Source organism: Guptibacillus hwajinpoensis (assembly GCF_020524165.1).
In the GTDB taxonomy this organism is placed as follows: Bacteria; Bacillota; Bacilli; order Bacillales; family Guptibacillaceae; genus Guptibacillus; species Guptibacillus hwajinpoensis_D.
The window spans coordinates 27,590-44,215 of record NZ_JAIVKU010000006.1 but is presented as its reverse complement, the minus strand read 5'-3'; the positions used below and the strand labels follow the sequence as shown (position 1 = coordinate 44,215).

Annotated in this window: 19 protein-coding genes; 11 read left to right on the top strand and 8 right to left on the bottom strand. The window is 39.9% G+C overall.

Annotated features, from left to right (window positions below; all coding sequences use genetic code 11):
• Positions 1-135 precede the first annotated feature (135 nt).
• Positions 136-987, bottom strand: coding sequence for a Cof-type HAD-IIB family hydrolase (locus tag LC090_RS18230; RefSeq protein ID WP_226659447.1), 852 nt, complete (start codon positions 985-987; stop codon positions 136-138).
• A gap of 197 nt (positions 988-1,184) precedes the next feature.
• Between LC090_RS18230 and LC090_RS18225 the strand changes: the two genes are divergently transcribed.
• A complete protein-coding gene (locus LC090_RS18225; RefSeq protein WP_226659446.1) occupies positions 1,185-1,406 on the top strand; it encodes a hypothetical protein in 222 nt (73 codons plus the stop codon).
• A 155-nt stretch (positions 1,407-1,561) separates the two neighbouring features.
• On the opposite strand, the gene LC090_RS18220 is transcribed toward LC090_RS18225, so the two are convergent.
• A complete protein-coding gene (locus tag LC090_RS18220; protein ID WP_224598674.1) occupies positions 1,562-1,930 on the bottom strand; it encodes a YlbF family regulator in 369 nt (122 codons plus the stop codon).
• 83 nt (positions 1,931-2,013) lie between these two features.
• Positions 2,014-3,156, bottom strand: a complete 1,143-nt coding sequence (locus LC090_RS18215) for a DUF445 domain-containing protein (RefSeq protein ID WP_226659445.1) — start codon at positions 3,154-3,156, stop codon at positions 2,014-2,016.
• A 127-nt stretch (positions 3,157-3,283) separates the two neighbouring features.
• On the opposite strand from LC090_RS18215, the gene LC090_RS18210 reads away from it, so the two are divergent.
• The 10 genes from LC090_RS18210 (at position 3,284) to LC090_RS18165 (ending at position 12,658) form a co-directional block, all read left to right on the top strand.
• Positions 3,284-4,642: a YheC/YheD family protein gene (locus LC090_RS18210; RefSeq protein WP_226659444.1), complete on the top strand. Its 1,359-nt coding sequence runs from the start codon at positions 3,284-3,286 to the stop codon at positions 4,640-4,642.
• 12 nt (positions 4,643-4,654) lie between these two features.
• Positions 4,655-5,743 (top strand): YheC/YheD family protein, encoded by a 1,089-nt coding sequence (locus LC090_RS18205; RefSeq protein WP_226659443.1) that lies wholly within the window; start codon positions 4,655-4,657, stop codon positions 5,741-5,743.
• Positions 5,712-7,085: a YheC/YheD family protein gene (locus LC090_RS18200; RefSeq protein WP_226659442.1), complete on the top strand. Its 1,374-nt coding sequence runs from the start codon at positions 5,712-5,714 to the stop codon at positions 7,083-7,085. Before LC090_RS18205 ends, LC090_RS18200 begins: the two co-directional genes overlap by 32 nt.
• Positions 7,082-8,245 (top strand): YheC/YheD family protein, encoded by a 1,164-nt coding sequence (locus LC090_RS18195; RefSeq protein ID WP_226659441.1) that lies wholly within the window; start codon positions 7,082-7,084, stop codon positions 8,243-8,245. Before LC090_RS18200 ends, LC090_RS18195 begins: the two co-directional genes overlap by 4 nt.
• A 43-nt stretch (positions 8,246-8,288) precedes the next feature.
• A complete protein-coding gene (locus LC090_RS18190; protein ID WP_226659440.1) occupies positions 8,289-8,507 on the top strand; it encodes a DUF5342 family protein in 219 nt (72 codons plus the stop codon).
• A gap of 57 nt (positions 8,508-8,564) precedes the next feature.
• Positions 8,565-8,768, top strand: a complete 204-nt coding sequence (locus LC090_RS18185) for a hypothetical protein (protein WP_226659697.1) — start codon at positions 8,565-8,567, stop codon at positions 8,766-8,768.
• Between the two features lie 117 nt (positions 8,769-8,885).
• Positions 8,886-9,779 carry a PucR family transcriptional regulator gene (locus LC090_RS18180; RefSeq protein WP_226659439.1) on the top strand — a complete coding sequence of 298 codons (894 nt, stop codon included), beginning with the start codon at positions 8,886-8,888 and terminating at the stop codon, positions 9,777-9,779.
• Positions 9,780-9,943: 164 nt separating this feature from the next.
• Positions 9,944-11,041 (top strand): ABC transporter ATP-binding protein, encoded by a 1,098-nt coding sequence (locus tag LC090_RS18175; RefSeq protein WP_224598707.1) that lies wholly within the window; start codon positions 9,944-9,946, stop codon positions 11,039-11,041.
• Between the two features lie 173 nt (positions 11,042-11,214).
• Positions 11,215-12,006 (top strand): transporter substrate-binding domain-containing protein, encoded by a 792-nt coding sequence (locus tag LC090_RS18170; RefSeq protein WP_226659438.1) that lies wholly within the window; start codon positions 11,215-11,217, stop codon positions 12,004-12,006.
• Positions 11,999-12,658, top strand: coding sequence for an amino acid ABC transporter permease (locus LC090_RS18165; protein WP_226659437.1), 660 nt, complete (start codon positions 11,999-12,001; stop codon positions 12,656-12,658). The genes LC090_RS18170 and LC090_RS18165 overlap by 8 nt, the downstream gene beginning before the upstream one ends.
• Positions 12,659-12,693: 35 nt before the next feature.
• Here LC090_RS18165 and LC090_RS18160 read toward each other — a convergent pair whose 3' ends face one another.
• The 5 genes from LC090_RS18160 to LC090_RS18140 form a co-directional block, all read right to left on the bottom strand.
• Positions 12,694-12,942 (bottom strand): hypothetical protein, encoded by a 249-nt coding sequence (locus tag LC090_RS18160; protein WP_226659436.1) that lies wholly within the window; start codon positions 12,940-12,942, stop codon positions 12,694-12,696.
• A 76-nt stretch (positions 12,943-13,018) separates the two neighbouring features.
• Positions 13,019-13,234 (bottom strand): alpha/beta-type small acid-soluble spore protein, encoded by a 216-nt coding sequence (locus LC090_RS18155; protein WP_048313244.1) that lies wholly within the window; start codon positions 13,232-13,234, stop codon positions 13,019-13,021.
• 447 nt (positions 13,235-13,681) lie between these two features.
• Positions 13,682-15,034: a TrkH family potassium uptake protein gene (locus tag LC090_RS18150; RefSeq protein WP_226659435.1), complete on the bottom strand. Its 1,353-nt coding sequence runs from the start codon at positions 15,032-15,034 to the stop codon at positions 13,682-13,684.
• A gap of 270 nt (positions 15,035-15,304) precedes the next feature.
• Complete coding sequence (locus LC090_RS18145; protein WP_226659434.1) at positions 15,305-16,012, bottom strand: alpha/beta hydrolase; 708 nt, start codon at positions 16,010-16,012, stop codon at positions 15,305-15,307.
• A gap of 74 nt (positions 16,013-16,086) precedes the next feature.
• Positions 16,087-16,581, bottom strand: a complete 495-nt coding sequence (locus LC090_RS18140) for a hypothetical protein (RefSeq protein ID WP_226659433.1) — start codon at positions 16,579-16,581, stop codon at positions 16,087-16,089.
• Between the last annotated feature and the right edge of the window lie 45 nt (positions 16,582-16,626).

Sequence of the window (16,626 nt, the reverse complement as noted above, 5' to 3'; positions counted from 1 at the left end):
CATAATTATCAAACATTATACATATTAGCTGTTATTTCGTGAAAGCCTTTTCATTTCGGGAAAATGATTCTAAAGTCTCATAAAAACCGCCTTCATTCCCCAGCTTTCGTCAGGGTTCGATGAAGGCGTAACAAACTACCTTTTCAGTTGAACACGCATCTGTTTTCGAAAAACTTCTTTTACCATATAAGAAACGCCTTGTTGATCGTTCGAACGCGTGACCCAATCGGCAAGTCGCTTTAATTCATAGGATGCATTCCCCATTGCTACGCCGAGACCAGCCTGTCGGATCATATCAGCATCACAATCTGAGTCGCCGATCACAACCATTTCATCGACAGCTATGCCTAATTTCTCCCCTAAAATACGGAGTCCTTTTGCTTTTGAAACACCTTTAGGAATAATACCAAAATTACATTTTGTCGACCGCACAACAGATATGGATGGAATAAACTCTTCTAATAAAAGAAGTGCTTCCTCTCTCTCTTCTTCATTAAAGAAATGAGCATCGATCTTTGGTGGAGAAAGCTCTTTCTTTTCCAAGTAATCACTTAATGTTTCCACGAAGTTTACAGGGTAGAATAGGGGATCTCCTATTCCTAGTGTCATTTTGGCAGATAAGTAGTTATTATGCTTCACTCGATTTCCAACAGCTAGTCGTTCATGAATAATGCGAATGTGGCAATCAAACCGTTCTAAAATCTTCACAATCTGATTGACATCCTCGTTTGAAATTCTTTCTTCGTAAATTGGCTCTTCAACCTCTTTAGCAATAAAGGCTCCACTATGCGTAACGAGCATACAATCATCTAATTTCACTGCTCTTGCAATTTTCTTTGCAGATGCAAAGTTGCGGCTCGTTGTGAGTGTAACGTATACGCCTTTCTCCTTCACATAACTAATGGCATCCTTCGTTTCTTTGTCAATTTTATGATTGGACCTCAGTAAAGTCCCATCAATATCTAATGCAAGAAGTTGATAAACCATGCGAATCCCCCTTATATGAAAGTACTCCCTTCCCCACTTATCTCTATGACTCGTAAATCTTGTCTTATCACATGAAATTCCCTAAAATCGTCTGTTCTCAGAATTAGGCGTTTAAAAATCGAACAGCGTGGGAAGTTTTAATATGAAACTAGTATTATTACAAATGTATTACAATAACGGAGAGGGGTCTTATACGTATGACAAAAGGAAAAGAAAGAATCAGGTTCGATTGTACCGGAGCATTTAGTGAGCCACATATTTATAAATGTTCTGAATGCGACCATGAATTTAGAGGAATCATTGGTGGAGATAAGGAAAGAGCTCACCAATTAAACTGTCCTCATTGTTCTGTAGAAGAAACAATCATTACACAACCGACTCAGTTTGAAGTCATTGGCGTTATTGAGAACGCTTCCTAAGCCATTATCCTTTTTTTATTTAGATGTTGTTTTGTGCTTATTCGATTGAAGCGAAGGTTTCACTCGAATAAACACAAAATCAAGCTGGAACCGATATGACTATAAGAAAAGAATCATAAAAAAAACCGTTCATCCTCGGATGAACGGTTTTTTTATTATTGCTGGATGTCTTCTTCAGGGCTACCGTAAAGATCCTCTAGAGGCTTCGTTACGATTTTGTTGATGTCCTGAATAACCTGGCTCATGCGCTGTTCTTGCTGCATCAACTGAGAAATCACTTCATGCTGCTGAACAAGTTCAACCTGTTGCTGAGCTTTTTGCGCTTCTTCTTCAGTGATTTGTTGACCAGTCATTTGCTTCTGTTGAAGCTCCATTTGCATATTGCGGAAGTTATCAAAAAGTTTCTTTGATACTTCATCCTGGTTGACCTGATCATATAATTCTTTCAGCTTTGTGTAGTCCTCGTGTTCACGCATTGCGCTTTCTAACTCGTATGCTACGTCGTAAAGATTTTTTTCTGCCATTGTATATACCTCCTTAGTAAGTGAGGATTATTTCGCTCTCATAACCCTATACTTCCTCACTATAACAAAGACTGAAACGAAATTCATCCCATAAGGGAAATGATGATACCCTGAATGAGTCCAATCATTCCCCCAAGCACTGCGCCAAGATACGTAATCATTTTAAATTCGCGGCGAGAAATAGACAGAACCATCTCTTCAAGACGGCCGACTGAAAATGTCTCCACCTGACTTTTCACCACATCTGCAAGGTGCAACTGTTCCATAAGCGGTTGCAGATTTCGACTTAGATATTGACCGGCAGCATCTACGATTCTCGGCACAAAGTCTTCGATTATACGTTGTTTATATGGCTCTACTGCTTCTGATAAGCTTAGGTTCATCACATGGTGAATCGGAAGTTCATTTACAATGAGATTCGTTATCCCTTGAACAAGCTCTTCTGATTTGAATTTATCTTCGAATGTCTCTAATTTCGTATCTTTTAGGGCATGCCATTCTTTCTCAAGCATTGTTGTAATGACATTTTGAATATCTTTTTGTTTAAGAAGACGGAGCAGTTCAGGCTGTACCTTATCAACTAGTCTTGTATTTGTAAAAAACATATTGATCATACTTCCAAGCGTTCCTCTGTCAGCAAGATAGCGATCAATCATCACAGATAGCTTGTTCTTTCCTTCAGAAGATGCGATGTAATCACTAATTTTCGTTAAAATTAGATCGGCTATCGGTTCGATCGCTTCATCAATTCTTGCCTGTGTTGTGACTGGTATAACCTCAGCTAGTTCTTTGTTTTTCATACTCACTATTTTCTTTTCAATCTTTTCATTAATATAAGCACTTGCTTTCAATCGTACTTCCCGCTCAGGATCCTCAAGATGTAATCCTCTCTTTAGAAGCTCCTTAATTTTTTCATCCGTCTCAACTAATTTCAATACTTCTTTTTGTGCATACTCAATCATCGTACGCTTGAAAACTGGATCATTCATTTTCTGTTGAATGCCTTCAGCTGTTAGAAGGTGTTCCACGACCATTCTTCCAAGCTGAACGGCTAATTCATCTCTTCTCTTTGGAATTAATCCAGGCGTAAATGGGACTTTCCATTTCCCGATATACCGAGCTTCATATGGTCTAAATAGCATTTTAATCGCTAATGAATTCGTAAATCCACCTATGGCAGCGCCTATAGCGATCATAAAGAGGACTGTGATAATAATGGACGACATGGTACCTCAACCTTTCTATTCCTCACGTTCACAGAGTAAACTTCATCTTCATAGTATACGATATCCGCTATTGCCTATCCAGTTAAAGGAAGGTGAAAAAGCAAAAAACATTGAACGAGGGTCTTGAATGAAACATGTTGAAAAAATTATGTTACAACCAGAAAATTCAACCTTACCTAATTCTAAACTTATCCTAAGCATCCCAGAGAACATCGCTTCTAAATGGAAACTGACAGATTCTCACCTTCCACTGCGGTGTGGAGTGCTGGAAGTAACAGTTACAATAAAGGTCTATCGTACATCATCAAGTCATACCGTATATTGTTCACCTGAACTACTTCGTTCCCTGTCACTACCAAATCAAACCATTCCAATCATGATAAGCTTTTGTCATCAGCAACAGGTCCTCTCATTAGGCCCAATTTTCTGCCTTGCTCTTAATTGTTCTCCTAAAGGAGAGACTCCGTTTGGGTCTTATACGGATTTTTGTAGAGAAGTAGCTGAGTATTGCGAGGAACACCATATTCTATTCTACGTCTATACGCTACAGCCCTGGAATGAAACAAGGGTGTCAGGATTCATTTGGAACCAGCGTACATGGTTAGAGATGGAATTGCCTATACCATCCGTGATTTATAATCGAATTCACTCTAGGAAGCTCGAGAAATCTCCTTTTATCCAACAATTAAAAACCTATTGGCAACAGCAAAAAATTCCTTATTTTAATGAATCCTTTCTTGATAAATGGGACGTTCATCAGAAACTACTTTCATATGAGGAAATCACTCCGTATCTTCCTGAGACGGTACTCCTTGAAGGTTTTGAAACCGTTGAGATCATGATATCGAAACATCCGATCCTATACTTAAAACCGTTAAATGGAAGCCAGGGCAAACATATCTTTCGAATCAGCCAAAGTGAAAACCTCTTTCATCTCGATTACTCTAGCTTTCATGGTAATCAGACCCATTCATCTTCTGCCTTACCGAGTCTTTTCAAAACGGTTCGCTTACGTTCTAAATACGTTCCCTATTTAATCCAACAAGGGATACCGCTCATAGACATCGACGGCTGTCCCGTCGATTTCCGCATTCTATGCTTAAAAGGTTCTGGTAATAAGTGGTCAGTCGTCTCAGCAGTATCGCGTGTTTCTCGAACAAATGAACAATTTGTCTCAAACATTGCACGTGGGGCCCTATTAAAAAAATTTGACGAAGGTCTCACGCCATTCGAAGATTCGATGAAAAGACAGCTAAAACGCATCCTTCCTGAACTTGCCCGTGAAGTTTCGCAAATCATTGATCGTGAAAGTGAAGGTTTATTTGCGGAGCTTGGCATCGACATGTCAGTTGATCAAGACGGCCATCCATGGATTATTGAAGTAAACACAAAACCCTCTAAAACATCAGAAGGCACGCCTTCCGCTACCTATCGCCCGTCGGTAAAAGCATTAATCCGATTAGTACACTGGTATGCATCCTTATAGAAGGAGGATGTCATGAAGTCACTTGGGATATTACAATATTCACTTCAACACGAAAAAGACTATGTCTTCAAATTAAGTGAAGCTGGGATCGCTTTAGGATTCGACGTCTATCGCTTTATCCCTAATCAGCTTTCTTCTCATCACTTACGAGGGGTAACATACAGTCAAATACAAAAGGATTGGGTGGAAATAGATTTTCCAGTACCCAACTTTATTTATGACCGGTGCTTTCATAACGGTAACTGTACCGCGAAAGAAACCGCTTTTATAAAATGGCTAAAAACGAAAGCAGATACGACATTCCTTGGCCACGGCCTTCCTGGAAAGTGGGAAATTCACAAACATTTAAAGAAAAATGCCTTACTAAACCGTCATCTCCCACAATCGATAAAGCTCCAACCTCACACATGCGCTAAAGTCTTAGCAGATATGTTAATCGAACACGATAAACTTATTTTGAAACCAAGTATCGGCTCACAAGGAAATGGTCTGATGCTGATTACTAAAAACCTTCACAAGATTGGTGTGCAAATCAATCATAATGGGCATATCCTTCATCATACTTATGATAATACTGGTTCTTTACTCAAAATGATTAGGAGCGTTCTAAAAGAGCGTGATTATATCGCCCAGCAATGGCTTTCTTTACTTGACCAGAAGGATCGACCTTTTGATCGCAGAGTAGTGATGAAGAAAACCTCTTATGCTACCTGGGAAGAAATTGGTCGTGCAACTCGTGTAGGAAACGCTGAATCTTTTGTATCAAACTTGCATAGCGGAGGTTCTATCCAAACCGATCAACAGCTCCTCATACCAGAGGGTGTCTTTCATCAAGCAGAACAAAAAATTAGCCGACTTTCTCATTGTGTCGCTTCTCTCCTAGAAAAGGATTTCCCTCCACTGTTTGAACTTGGTTTAGACTTTGGAATTGATCGAACAGGTAAAGTCTGGTTACTTGAAGCAAATTCAAAACCAGGACATAAGGCCATTCGGTCGCATCGAAATTACGATGCGATTCCATTCCATTACTGCCAATCACTCATAAGTGAGAAGAAAGGGGTTAACTGCTATGAACACGATTCTTCCATTAAAAAAGGATAGTGCTTCTCAAGGAAACTTTTATGTTCCACCCTCTCTGTTTAAGCGTTGGGTAGATCAAGTTTCTTTTCCGAATCAGCTTTGTTTTGGCTCAAGAAGGTCCTTTTGCACAGTTTCTCCGCATCCTGATAACAAGGAAGAGTACCTTCTATCAGAAGATTTATGGAAGGTATTAGGTGTACCTTCGGAAACATCTGTTCACTTGTTTGAAAAAGGTCCTTCCCTGCATATAGGACCATTAATTGGGATTTTCACTGCTGGTTTTACCAAGGATAGTATGAGGCCGATTGGTGAACGTAGCATGTACTTCGCTAAATTATTGTCAGCCACCCTAAAGTGTGGCGCAATTGGCTTTGCTTTTGGCGCCCACCATATTGATTGGAAAACGGGAAGTATTAAAGGGGTGATGTATAACAAAAAGGGTTGGTACAGAGTCACAGTGCCAATCCCTGATGTTGTATACGATCGCCTACCGAACCGTAGTTCGGCAAGCATTGAACAAGTAAGTTCAACGATGAAGAAACTTCAATCGCAATACTTCACTCCATGGTTTAACCCTGGTTTTTTTGATAAGTGGACGATGTTCGAAAAATTACGGGAGGATGAGACCGTAAAGGACTACTTACCAGAAACCGTTTTAAGTCCTAAAACAACAATAGTGTCACGTATGCTGAAAGAGTATGAGCAAGTTTATATTAAACCAGCCAATGGAAGTCTTGGACTTGGGATTCAGCAAATCTTAAAACCGGCAAACGAAAAATATTATTATTGCCGTTTCAGAACAGATAAAGAAAACCGACTTAGACGGTATACTTCTCTTGCAAGGCTAATGAAAACGCAATATCCAAACGGTCTGGAAGGTCTGATTGCGCAACAGGGAATTGATTTACATCGCATTCATCATCGGTCGATGGATTATCGCGTCCATACGAATAAAAACAAAGAAGGACACTGGGAAGTTAGTGCAATTGCTGCGAAGATTGCCGGTGCTGGAAGTTTAACGACTCACATGGCATCAAACGGAACGGTTAAAACGATAGGAGAACTTATTTCGGAATATGGGGTCAAAAAACAGGTAGAGACTGATTTAATGGAGGCATCCCTTCAATTAAGTCGAGCCATTGATAAGAAAATCGCTGGCTTTATTGGCGAGATTGGTTTTGATCTTGGCATAACGAAAGACGGGGAAATTTATTTATTTGAAGCGAATTCTAAACCGGGAAGAGGAATCTTTTCACATCCGAAACTTAAATCAGAAGAAGTAAAAACAAGAATGTTACCGATGGAATATGCTATCTTTTTAGCCCAATCTACAATTGAGAAACACGTGGTTTCTAGAGTATGATCGAATTATTTTATAGTCATGCAAACAAACGCTGGTATCAGAAGAGTAGCTATCAATCCATTTATTGGGGGAAAGAGCCATCAAAGCTCTCTCCCTTTCCCTCTTCCTCTTCTTCTATTATTCAATTGCAATCGTCTCACGATGCCATCAGGCCTCTTGTCGGCATTCTTGCTGGATCGAATCGAAAGCATCACTTCAGTGGGAATGGTCCAATATTTAAAACCATTCAACAGGAGCTTACTGAATGTGGTGGACTTTCTTACGTCTTCACTCCTGATGATATTTATCCTTCGTTTATAACAGGTTATCTTTACAATCACTTTTTACAAAAATGGACAGGTTTTCGCTTCCCTTATCCTAATATTGTTTACAATCGAATTCCTAACCGCGAAGAAGAGCGTTCGAATAAAGTGACCGCTTTTTTTAACTTATTAAAGAAGAAAGGAATTCCTTATTTTAACCGGTCATTTTTTCAGAAAGATCATATACTTTCTCATTTAGCCGCAAATGAAGCCCTATCGCCATTCATACCAGAGACAGCCCCTGCTACGGAAGGCAACTTCTTACACTTTCTCAAATCGAATCCCTCGATTTTTTTCAAACCCACTTCTGGTAGTAAGGGGAGAGGGATATTTAAAGTAAAAAAAGTGGATTCAGGGTTTCAGTATATCGATCATGAAAGAAATTATTTATTTTCAACATTCCCCTCCCTACAAGAACATCTCATGACTCAAATTGATGAAGCTTATCTCATGCAACGTGACATTAAACTGGTTACACACCAGGGAGATCCTTACGACTTTCGAGTTCTGTTACAAAAACCCTTCAAAAGCTGGCAGGTGACTGGCATTGGCATTCGTGCAGCACCACCTAATGGCCTGACAACTCATGTCCCAAAAGGAGGGCGGATCCTTCCATTTCATAAGGTTGCCACTCAAGAAGACGAAGCACGATTAAACGCACTCGCGATTCTTACGGCAGAAGCCCTCGAAGAAAAAGAAGAGATGCTTGAATGTTCGTTAGATATCGGCAAAGATCACGATGGGAGGATGTGGATCTTTGAAGCAAATGCAAAACCAATGCGTTTCGATGAACCTTTGATTCATCAAGCTTATATCCGATCCCTCCTCACATCTTTTCGAACTTATTCTGCGTATTAACTTCCTATGTTATGATGATTAAAAAGTGACATGGGGGAATACAATGATTTCACACTTTCAATATAAACCGGTTGGATCAAAAGTTAGAAAACCTAAATGGGAAGTATCTTTTTTCTATCAGGGAACGTATTACCGTACATTATACCTCCATACTGGAGAATTCGAATGGTTTCAGCCCGCTCCACCTGAATCGGACCAAAACAAACTTCAGTCCCAGATCCATGAGCTTATGCTTTTCCATGTATATGAACAAGACTCATAATCCTTATCCCAGGAACGCATACTAACCTTATTCAACAAAATAAGGAGATGGATAAGGTTGCCAAATAAACGAACAGAAGACTCTATGTACGAAGGCCGCGATAAATATGATATGGATATTGACCGTATGGTTAATGAAGGAATGGCTGGCGGCGCCGTTCATCAAAGTTATAGACAGGCACAAATTGAGGAAGCCATTCCCATTATGGAACAAGAGCCTCCATACACAAGCAAAGAAAGAAAAGATAAGAAAGATCAGTAGACCAGCGACTGAAAGAACCTCTTGCCCTTAAAGAGGTTCTTTTCATGTGCTTCTCTATTAAGTTGAATGGACGATTACGTTATACTAGAGGATAACTGCACATTAGGAGGACCACTTATGAATGCAAAACTTGCCGAATTATACGGAAATGATTATGTCCTCACCTCCGAACAACCTGATCTCTTCTACTGGTATCGCACGACTGACGGAGAAGAATTTGGGATAAGCAAAACACGTCTTACCAAACGAGAGAAGGATCTTCTCAATGCCATTTTCCCTTCCCTTCGTCTAATCGATAACCAAATGAATGAGGTTCAAAAGAAATGGACTTCTCTCCTTTTTGAGGATGATATAAGCGTTGAACTGAATCTGAAACCACCTATCCGGTATATTCATTTTTATTTAAAAGAAGCGCCAACCGATTTGTCTGATTTCATTGAGGCTATGACTGGACTATTTTCTGAGGAAACGGTTCTTTTATTCGAAAATGACAGAAAGGGCGTACTTGTACAAACAACCGAAGTTGACGAACAAATCGTTCAGGAATTGGAACAAACAGCTGCAGCTCTAACAGCTGACTTTTTCACTGGAATGTCTTTATTTGTTGGCCAAACAATTCGTCATTCTGACAACAATCATTTAAAACGTGTGTATAAAGCTGAAAAAAAATGGTTTTCTACAGGACGAGATCTGATGCCCTCTCAAATGGTCTTCACTCACCAGGAAATTGTTCCAGCCGTTCTCTTTCATGAAGCAAGTGAAGAAACGATTGACTACTTAGGGAAATTAATAGAACCCGTTCAACTTGATGCAGAACTTCTAAAAAGCATTCGCATTTATTTAGAATCAAACTTAAATATTACTCTTGCAGCTAAACAGCTTTACGTACATAGGAATAGTCTTCAATACCGTGTCGACAAGTTTATTGAAAAAACCGGCATTGATGTTAAAAGCTTTCAAGGAGCTGTCATGGTTTACCTTTCTCTCCTCGCGATGGAACTGCGTTCATGAACGCAGTTTTTTTGTGTCACTGACCTTTCCTAAAAATAAACCTCTTTCGTTCAAAATGCACAAAACCACCAGACAATTTTGTGCACGCTTCCAATTTACGATAGCGTTTTCATAGAGTAGACTTAGAACTAGCAAAAGGAGTTCATTTCATAGGAGGCATTAACATGGCAGAGATTACTCTCAATCACATTTATAAAAGATATGATAACAAATTTGAAGCAGTAAAAGACTTTAATTTAGATATTAAAGATAAGGAATTCATCGTATTTGTAGGTCCTTCCGGTTGCGGTAAATCAACTACACTTCGTATGATTGCCGGCCTTGAAGATATCTCAGATGGTGACCTCGTCATTGGTGATCGTCGCGTGAATGACGTTGCACCAAAAGATCGTGATATCGCAATGGTATTCCAAAACTATGCGCTGTATCCTCATATGAACGTATACGATAACATGGCATTTGGATTGAAATTACGCAAGTTCGATAAAAAAGAAATCGAGCGCCGTGTAACGGATGCTGCTCGTATTCTTGGGCTTGAAAGTTTGCTCGATCGTAAACCTAAAGCACTCTCAGGTGGTCAGCGTCAGCGTGTTGCACTAGGTCGTGCCATTGTTCGTGATCCACAAGTATTCTTGATGGATGAGCCGCTTTCAAACCTTGATGCTAAGCTTCGTGTACAGATGCGTGCTGAAATCTCCAAGCTACACCAGCGCCTTCAAACGACGACAATCTACGTAACGCATGACCAAACGGAAGCGATGACGATGGCAACACGGATCGTTATTATGAAAGATGGCGTAATCCAACAAGTGGGTTCACCAAAAGAAGTTTACGATGCACCTGATAACGTTTTTGTTGGCGGATTTATCGGATCCCCTGCCATGAACTTCTTCCGTGGTACATTGCAAGATGGTTTCTTCAAACTAGGTGATGTTCAAGTAAAAGTTCCTGAAGGAAAAATGAAAGTCCTTCGTGATCAAGGATACTTGAATAAAGAAGTTATGCTCGGTATTCGTCCTGAAGATATTCACGATGAGCCTGTGTTCATCGAATCTTCTCAAGATACTAAAGTAAATGCCGTCATTGATGTAGCTGAATTGATGGGTGCTGAAACATACCTTTATTCAAAAGTAGCGGATCAAGACTTCGTCGCACGCGTGGACTCCCGTACTGATATTCAAAACGGTCAGAATATCAGCCTTGCGTTTGATATGAACAAGTGTCATTTCTTTGATACAGAATCAGAACTTCGCATTCGTTAATCACTGAATAGAAAAAGCTTTCTCTTAAAACGAGGAAGCTTTTTTATTTGTGCTTTGCATGAACAAGTAAATTAACGTCAATAATGTTTCTTGATTGACTTTAAGTTAAATGCTAACTACAATAAATACAGAATTCACATCAATTTTGTAGGAATTAAAAGGAGGACTTTATTTTGAATAAAAAATGGATGGTAGGATTAGTACTTGCATTAACACTTACTGTACTAGCTGCCTGCGGTAGTAATGAAAATACAGAAAATGGCGAAGAAGGTAGTTCTGATGAAAAAGAAACACTCTTAATTGGAACAGAAGCAACTTATCCTCCATTTAGCTATCGAGATGATAACAATGACATCACTGGCTATGACGTGGAAGTTGCCCGAGAAGTAGCCGATCGGATTGGGATGAAGGCAGAATTTAAAGCGATTGAATGGAAAGGTCTTCTCTCTTCTCTTGAAACTGAGCGTATCGACATGGTAGCGAACCAGGTGACCATTACTGACGAACGTAAGGAACAGTTCGACTTTACAGAGCCTTATACCTATTCTGGTGGCCAAGTAATTGTCAACGAGAATAATGAAGATATCAAAGGAATCGAGGATCTTGAAGGAAAAACAGTAGGAACAACACAAGGAAGTAACTACGCGCAATCTGCTGAAGAAGCAGGCGCTGAAACCAAAATCTACAAAGGTGCGAACCAGGTCCTCACTGACCTTAGCAATGAACGTAACATTGATGCAGCGATGAATGACCGTCTTTTTATTTTAACGGAACTTCCCGAGCAAGATTATAAAGTAAAAGGTGTCGGTGAAACGTTCAATAAAACAGAAATGGCCTTTGCTCTTCCAAAAGGGAATGATGATCTGGTTAAAAAGATCAATGATGCATTGAAGGAAATGAAAGAAGATGGAACACTTGCAGACATTTCTAAAGAATATTTTGATGGAGAGAATGTAAGTGAGTGAAACAACTGATGTGTTAATCAATTCTTTGCCCTTTCTTCTTGAAGGGGCGAAGAATACACTTCTCCTTAGTTTCTTTTCCATCTTTGGGGCTTTATTCGTTGGATTAATCATTGCATTGTTGCGTCTTTCAAAAAGTAAAGTAGCGACTGGATTAGCAAAATTGTACGTCTCATTCTTCAGAGGCACCCCTCTACTAATCCAATTATTTATTTTGTATTATGGTCTTGTCTCGGTTGAGATCCAATTAACAGCCTGGCAAGCCGCCTACACTGGCCTTATTTTACACTTTGGAGCCTATATCTCTGAATCATTTCGAGCAGCCATTCTTTCCCTCTCAAAAGGACAATGGGAAGCTGCAATGTCACTTGGGATGAAAAAGTCGTTAATTTACAAAGAGGTTATTTTACCTCAAGCTTGGAGAAGAGCCATTCCACCAGTATGGAATTCTTTAATTGATATCGTAAAAGCCTCGTCTCTTGCTTCTGTACTAACTATTTCAGAGCTAACTTATAATGCCGATCAGATTGCTGCTTCAAATTTTAAAGTCTTACCGATTTTATTAACAGCAGCCTTCATCTATTGGTTCTTCACAACGATTCTTAATCTGATTCAAAGCTTTCTTGAGAAAAAATTGTCTATCCCATCCTCATAACAAGGTAAAGAGCTGCAGGAATTGGCAGCTCTTTGCTATGTAATCCATTCTTCAATTAAATACACGTCACTCCATCCGCAAGTTGGACAAGATAGAAGATGGGGGCATTCATGCGTTTCACTTTTATATCCATCCGTTTTCTTCATTGCTTCAATGGGCTCATAAGCACTATATTCATCATAGTACTCCGCTTCTCTTCCCTTATCAGCTAACCTATCTTCACATACCTGACAGACAAGTTCGATAGCAGCAAAGCTATTACAGAGCGGACATTCAAAAGACATGAAATCCTCCTCCTTCTCTAGATCAATCACCTAAGAAGGGATGGACGTATCCACCCCTTACAGCCATGGTATAAAATTATTTTTGGTAACCGCCAAGCTGTTGTTCAGCCATTTGAACCAAACGCTTAGTGATTTCTCCACCAACAGATCCGTTAGCGCGAGAAGTTGAGTCCGGACCAAGTTGCACTCCGAATTCAGTAGCGATTTCATACTTCATCTGGTCGATAGCTTGAGCCACACCAGGTACCACAAGGTTGTTAGAGCTTCCTTGTCTGCTTTGTTGTTGAGCCATGTCAATCACCTCCTTTGTACAACTAGTTTGTGAAATCCCGATTTTTATATACCAATATTTTTTGGTAAATAAGTCCAGAAAAGCGGAAGCGCCCGTTTAGCCTCGAAAAGCGCTGGAGCCCCATAAAAAGAACACACTCTTTGTGTTCATTTTATGGGGTGAAGCGATCGAGAGGCTGGGTGCTGCAGCTGGATCAAAGAAAAGCGGAGACGAGCGTTTAGAAACGGAGATATTGGAACTCTTGAACTAGAACACTGTCTTTGTGTTCTGGTGAAAGAGTGAAATATCGCAGTTTCTGCGAGTCGCAGCTGGACAAGAAAAGCGGAAGTGGGCGATTAGACACGGCAGGCACTGGAGCTAGACCAAGAAAAGCGGAAGTGGCCGGTTAGGATCGACACCAAAAGGTAAGAACGCAAAAAAAAGCAAGAGGCACTATGCCCCTTGCAATTACCCAATAATAACTCGTTCTGTTGGATAGTGATATCTTTCGCGTAAAACCGTCCCTCGAATAAGGAACAGAAACGAAAGAATCCCAATTCTCCCGATAAACATTAGACACATGATTACAATTTTACCGAAAGTACTTAATCCGGGTGTGACGCCCATCGATAAACCAGTAGTACCAAACGCTGAGGATACTTCAAAAATGATTGCCACAATCGGAAAAGGTTCTGAAAACGAAAGCATAATAATACCGCAGCTCCACACGATAATGGCTACAGTGAAGACAACAAAAGCTTTATGAATATCCTCATGATGCAATTCTCGTCCAAATATCTTTATCGATGTTCCACCCTTTGCGAAGAAGAAGATAGCGAGCAGCACAATCGCAAAGGTTGTTGTCCGAACCCCACCACCTACACTGCTCGGTGAAGCCCCAATAAACATTAGAGCAGACATTAACAATTGGGTAGGCTCTTGGAATTGGTTAACATCCATCGTTGCTAAGCCTCCACTACGGGTTGTGACTGATTGAAACATCGCATAGAAGAAGGACTCGTGCCAGTTCTTATCGGCAAAAAAGGTTGTAGCCTCAAATGCCCAAATTAGAATAGCACCCGACACGACCAGTACAAAGAACGTCATTGTGGTTAATTTCGTAAACAAAGAAAATTTGTAGCGATAACTATTCTGTCTAGCAAATAAAAAGTTTTTCACTTCAATCAGAACCGGAAATCCAATTGCCCCAGTCACAATCAATAAGATGTGTATAAATTGCACGAAATAGTCATGAGCAAACGGCTGCAGGGAACTACCGGTTATATCAAAACCACCATTTGTTGTTGCACTTACCGAAGCAAAGAATCCCTGTAAGTAGGCTTCTTGCCAGGTTTCAAAAAAGCGAAGATAATAAGTGCCCAGGACGAGAGCTCCAATCAATTCAATAATAAAAATTAAGCCAAGTATTTGTTTCATTAATTGCACTAATCCAGAAAGCGTTGATTGATTTTGATCTGTCATGATCAGCTGTCTTTCTTTCAATCCAATCTTTTTACCCATGACTAGCCATACAAATGTACCAAGAGTCATAATGCCAATTCCGCCAATTTGTAGGACTGCCGCAAGAATAAAGATTCCTGGTACGCTGAATGTATCTGCAATGGATACAACAGAAAGTCCCGTTACGCTTACCGCACTAACGGCTGTAAATAGGGCATCAACAAAGGAAACATGCACGCCAGGTTGGTGGGCAATTGGTAAACCAATTAAAAAAGTGGAAACCGTTACCGCTATTAAATAAAACAAAACGATTAACTGAACAGACGTTAATCGGATTCGTCGAAATCGAGATCTTAACAAAGCATCCACAGCCTTTTCATATAATACAAACGTTTGAGAGAGAGCTCCTTCCTATAAGTTCAAAATGAACGACTTCGATTGCAAGGAGTTTATCTCATATGAAGGGTTAGATAATCACATTCCCTATCTTAACCCATATACGCTTTCTGTCAATCTCTTTACTAGATACCCCATTATTGAGAATCTTCTTACCATCTTTTACATATCTCACCTTTCCAATTCCAAAAATAATACAAAACAAAAAATGAGAAGCTGTCTATAGACAGCTTCTCATTGTTCTTCTATCCAATTAGTTACAATCTTAACGGTTTCATTGATTTGTTGTTTTGAAGTAATAGATGCTGGATTATCCCCTTTTTGTTCACCGTACATACCGTAATTCGCATGGTTTCCACCTTTAATGACATGGATTTCTGAGTGAGTGGATAACAAGCTTTCCTTTTCTTTTTGATCAGATAGAACGGCTACTCCATCATCTTCCCCGTAGATTGTTAAAGTAGGCATATTTCCGTTTGACATGTCTTCAATCGGATAGGCAGCAAGGAAAAACAAACCTTGTATGACGTCAGGGTGCTCAATAGCAAATGAGGACGCAACAGCACCACCTAGCGAATGACCACCAACGTACCAATCATTTATCCCTCTATAGCGCTCAATTATTCCCTCAGCTTTATCACCATCCAGAATAGCGAGGTTTAACGTTAGGCGAGGGATAACAACAAAATAACCGTTCTCGGCAAGCTGATTCCCTAGATAAGCATAGGCTTCTTCTTCAACTTTACCGCCTTGATAAAAGATAATGCCTTTATCTGCTTCTTTTGATCCAAATGTTAATTCATTTTCATTTGACTCTTCCATGTAAGTTAGCGCTTCTTCTGTTGGTTCATAGGCAGACTTTGCCCAGAAATAGAAAGCAATCGCAAGGACGACGATTAACAGCAAAACAACGAGGACGAATCGTTTTATCACTTTTTTCATATGAGATCCCCTTTATATGTGCATAATCACATACATCATACGATAGATCTCATTCTTCGACAAGACATAAGTGTTTAGAATGACCGTTGCTTCCCTTGATTAAGAAGCGAATTGATTTCACATTGGTAAAGTTTGGCTTCCTTTGGTCCTACCGCTTCACCGACTTTTGCTTGAAGCTTAGTGAGACGATCCATTTCTGCTTCTGTTAAGTAAACAGGTGGTGGACTCATCATTCCTTTTACCATTGATCCATCCGATTCATTCTTTACAGCATACGTTTGGATGTTTTCATTTTGAAGTGTAAGGTTATTTTGATGGATGATTTGGTCTGTTTTTTGCTCCACATATCGCTTTAGAAATGCACTGCTTCCAAAACCTGTGAGAAGCGCTAAGTATAACAAATATTGGCCAGAGGCAGTTTCAATAAACAAAAGTGTTGTTAAGATGCCGCCAATAGCGCCTACAAACGGTTCTTTGATCGACCCGAGACTATAGTAGACCGTCTGATTTTGATGGTTCACGATTTTTCGATAACGCTGAAACTCACCTGAGATAAGAATATTCCCCACTCCCCCTAACGCACCCGCTAGAGTAATAAAAAGGAGATAACTCCA